This window comes from Idiomarina sp. UBA4206 (genome assembly GCF_002383015.1).
Classification (GTDB): Bacteria; Pseudomonadota; Gammaproteobacteria; order Enterobacterales; family Alteromonadaceae; genus Idiomarina; species Idiomarina abyssalis.
Genome location: NZ_DFTS01000062.1, coordinates 16,220 through 18,086, shown reverse-complemented (window position 1 = coordinate 18,086; position 1,867 = coordinate 16,220). Strand labels below are relative to the sequence as shown.

Below are 1,867 nucleotides of genomic sequence, written 5' to 3'. Positions count from 1 at the left end.
AATTCGCCCTAAAGCGGCAGACGGCTCAGCGCTGACCGAGGCTATTGGCCCGGAGGGGACTATCATTGAAGTACGCCCCCGGGGTTTTTATTTGAAAAAAGAGTTCACCCGCAGAATATTGCAGCGGATGTTTGCATGAATAAGCACAGGAGGAACTATGCAATTTGATGTCAGCCCTCAGGCCCGACGCAACGCCCTGACCTTTTGTGGGTTAGCGGTATTGCTGTTTGCGCTGCTGGTGTTTCTGCATCTTATTCGTGACGATATTCCGATTGGTCTTTCTGTGGTTCTGGGTGCGGCATCCGGCATTCTGATGCTGCTGGGCATCGGCAAATTAATAGAGCCACCGGTGTCCTTGGTAATAACCCCCGAGGGCATTCGCTATTTGCACCGCCGTGGTCAGTGGGAGATCCGCTGGGAAAACATTATTCGCTATGACGTACCAAGGGTGAACCGGGTTATGGAGCTAGAAGACGCGCCTTTTATTGGCTTTCGGCTTTACCACGTAGAGGAAGTTCTGGACGACATTTCACCCCGCTTAGCCTCTGCCCTGCTGTTTGAACAACGCCAGTTACTGACCATGGCGCTGCGGCACCAGGCTCCGGACCGGGAAGACTACACACCCTACTTCGATATTCCGGACAGCTACATAAGCCCTAGCGGTAAGGTTTACAAAGGGCTTATTGGGGTCTTTGGCAAACGCATGGAACAAATGCGGGAGCTGCTTGGTTACGATTTATACGTCAGCTCTGCGGCGCTGGACCGCGACATTTACGACTTTAAAGCGCATTTGCAGAAGTTACAGGCCACACGAAACGGTGATACGGATGCGTAATTACGGAAAATTAACGTCCTGAATCGCTTCCAGCATAGGCTTTTGGAAATAGTAGCCCTGCATTAAAGTAATGCCGTTGTCGCGCAGGTATTTGTATTCGTCGTCGGTTTCAATACCCTCGGCAATAAGTTGAATGCCAAGCTCTTCACCAATTTGTTGAATAGAGCGAACCAGGGTTTGTTTGACTTTATTCTGGCAAATATCACGAATCAGTTTCATGTCAATTTTCAGAATGTCCGGCTGAAAGTCGGACAACAAATTCAGTCCGGCATAACCGGCGCCAAAATCGTCAATGGCCGTTTTGAAACCTTCTTTGCGATAAGCTTCAAACACTTCTACTAGAAACTGCTGACTGACCACTTGCTCCTGCTCAGTGACTTCAAAAATGATGTTATTACGGTCAAAGTTGGTTCTCGTCGCCGTTTCTAAGGTTTTTGCCAGACAGGTTTCGGGCTCGTAAATGGCATTGGGCATAAAGTTAATGCTTAAATTACCCGGCAATTTAATGCGCGAAGCCGTTTCAATAGCTTTCACCCGACAACTTTGGTCAAAGGTGTATTTATTGTCTTCAGTCACTTGCCCCAGTATGCGGCCTGCGCCTTCACCGTTTTCGCCCCGCACCAAAGCCTCGTAAGCAAATACCGTTTTACTGGAAATGTCTACAATTGGCTGAAACGCCATTTTAATGCCAAACCCAAGAGGTTTGCGGCAGTTACAGGTTGGGCAAGCAGACATAGACTATCCTCAAAGAAGTTGTATAGCTCATACCGGACTAAAGTATCAGGTTTGAGAAAAAACGTAAAAACTGTGACTATCGATCAATAAAAATTGCGTTTTTATCAGAATACTGTATTAAGCATTCAACAGTTATTACAAGGTAGCACAATGACAACAATTGGCTGGCAAGAGTGGGGCGTACTTCCTGAGCTCCATATTAACCCAATTCATATGAAAGTTGATACTGGCGCGAAAACGTCGTGTTTGCATGCATTTAAATTAGAGCCATTTGAGCGCGACAATAAAGAGTGGCTG

General features: G+C 47.1%; 3 protein-coding genes and 1 pseudogene. 3 read left to right on the top strand and 1 reads right to left on the bottom strand.

Annotation, left to right across the window (positions count from 1 at the left end; all coding sequences use genetic code 11):
* Positions 1-139, top strand: a pseudogene (locus B3180_RS12860) (DNA mismatch repair protein MutH); the annotation flags it as partial.
* 18 nt (positions 140-157) lie between these two features.
* Complete coding sequence (locus B3180_RS12855; RefSeq protein WP_278358248.1) at positions 158-835, top strand: DUF2982 domain-containing protein; 678 nt, start codon at positions 158-160, stop codon at positions 833-835.
* Here the strand turns inward: B3180_RS12855 and B3180_RS12850 are convergent, their stop codons facing one another.
* Positions 836-1,570, bottom strand: coding sequence for an EAL domain-containing protein (locus B3180_RS12850; protein ID WP_278358249.1), 735 nt, complete (start codon positions 1,568-1,570; stop codon positions 836-838).
* Between the two features lie 150 nt (positions 1,571-1,720).
* Here B3180_RS12850 and B3180_RS12845 point away from each other — a divergent pair.
* A partial coding sequence (locus B3180_RS12845; protein WP_286844962.1) for a RimK/LysX family protein occupies positions 1,721-1,867 on the top strand: 147 nt, incomplete at its 3' end.

Coding starts and splice junctions, on each gene's coding strand:
- B3180_RS12850 (WP_278358249.1), bottom strand. CDS start 1,570: ATGTCTGCTTGCCCAACCTGTAACTGCCGCAAACCTCTTGGGTTTGGC.
- B3180_RS12855 (WP_278358248.1), top strand. CDS start 158: ATGCAATTTGATGTCAGCCCTCAGGCCCGACGCAACGCCCTGACCTTT.